This window comes from Bradyrhizobium sp. S3.2.6 (assembly GCF_040546885.1).
In the GTDB taxonomy this organism is placed as follows: Bacteria; Pseudomonadota; Alphaproteobacteria; order Rhizobiales; family Xanthobacteraceae; genus Bradyrhizobium; species Bradyrhizobium cytisi.
The window spans coordinates 1-1,491 of the sequence record NZ_JBEPOS010000064.1; the positions used below are offsets into that span (position 1 = coordinate 1).

General features: G+C 56.0%; 1 protein-coding gene. It reads left to right on the forward strand.

Annotated elements, in window-relative coordinates; all coding sequences use genetic code 11:
- The first annotated feature begins 348 nt into the window (after positions 1–348).
- Positions 349–819 carry a hypothetical protein gene (locus ABID58_RS37295; RefSeq protein ID WP_354037800.1) on the forward strand — a complete coding sequence of 157 codons (471 nt, stop codon included), beginning with the start codon at positions 349–351 and terminating at the stop codon, positions 817–819.
- Positions 820–1,491: the final 672 nt, after the last annotated feature.

Here is a 1,491-nt window from a genome sequence, read left to right on the forward strand (position 1 = left end):
CGACGCTACGTCGCGCGACTCATCATTGTGAATCCCGCGCAAAAAATCCTCGCGATCTGTGGCAATTATGACTCAGTTGTTTATGGACGGGCCCTTAGTGTGCGGAATATCATTGCAAAGAAATGGTCGGAGTTGTCGGAGCGACACCCGCGGATCAAATGAAGTAGGCACTCCGACGGAATATAACCGGGATCAGATGGGTCGGCGATCGCACAGCGATCTGCTTGATCCGAACGCGACACCTTCATGAGATCATCAATCGCGTTCTCAACCAGCAGCCTGCGCTGATACAAGACCCCGTCTTTCAACTTGCGAAGTGGGACGGCCATGTGGCTCCAAACGAAGTGATTGGGAAAGGATCAGTCGGTACTAGTCATTGCTTCCTTGCTACCGGAAGCTGTAACTCAATTGGGGCAAGCCGTCGAGACAGAGCTCGTGCGGAAGGCTAAAATCTCTTATATACATTGCGGCGGTTGTTCGCCGGAATTCCGCGCCTTCACCCCTCAACGTATCGATATGCGAATCCGGCGTGTACATGTCGCGCGGCTGGATGATGAGATGCTTGGCCTCACGGCTGTCAAAGCCGCTGTCGCCATGCTTGGCTTCGCCCCTTCACCCCGCTTTCAGCGGGAACGCTGCATCGAGACCCGAAATGTGGTTCATCTCCGCTCTAAGATCGGCGACCTGACCGAATACCAGATGAATGCACGAGCAGGCGTGACCGCACCAGTTTCGCACCAGAAACGACCCAACCGAAGCGCAACGAACGCGATCCTATTGGGACGAAAAGACAGTAACATTAACGAAGCTGATCGATAGTCTGCCGCTCATAACGGTCTGGTTGCAGGTTCGAATCCGCTGACCGAGCAGTGGAATTTGCGCTCCCATGACGTGAGGGTTGGCTCGCCGCACCAGTTACGCATCTATCTGAATCCCCGAAGGCGGCGGACAAATGTCCGCCGGGGGCATCCTGTTCGTACTCCAAATAAGCCGAATTCCCTACGCGCGGTGAGGAATGCTTCTCGCCTGTAGCTTTATCTGTTCATTTTGCTTCGCCGCTCAAAAAGCCAAGAGTGGCGAGGCATTATATTTGCGTCCCCAGAGCATGCAGCCACCCTATTCTTCGACCGAGGTCGCGACAGCGATTGGCGTCTCTCTAGATACGTTCTATCGAACGCGCCACCTCAGGCACGAGCGCGATGGCTTGCCTTCGCCGATCAGCGAGCGAGGACCGCTGAAATGGGAACGCACCGGCTTTGATGCTTGGCTTACGCGATACCATCCTATGCGCCCAAAGACGATTGCTAATGACGCATTCGCGCCACCGCCGGCAGCAAGCGACGAGGAACACCGCGAGCGTCTGCGCAGAGCCTACGGCCAGCACGGCGCTTGACAGACTAGACGACCGATTCCATGAAACCTGCGTGGTGGAGCGGGTTGAATTGGTGGAACGGACGGGTTGTTGGCGGATTCCTCGTTTGCGGTCGGCGA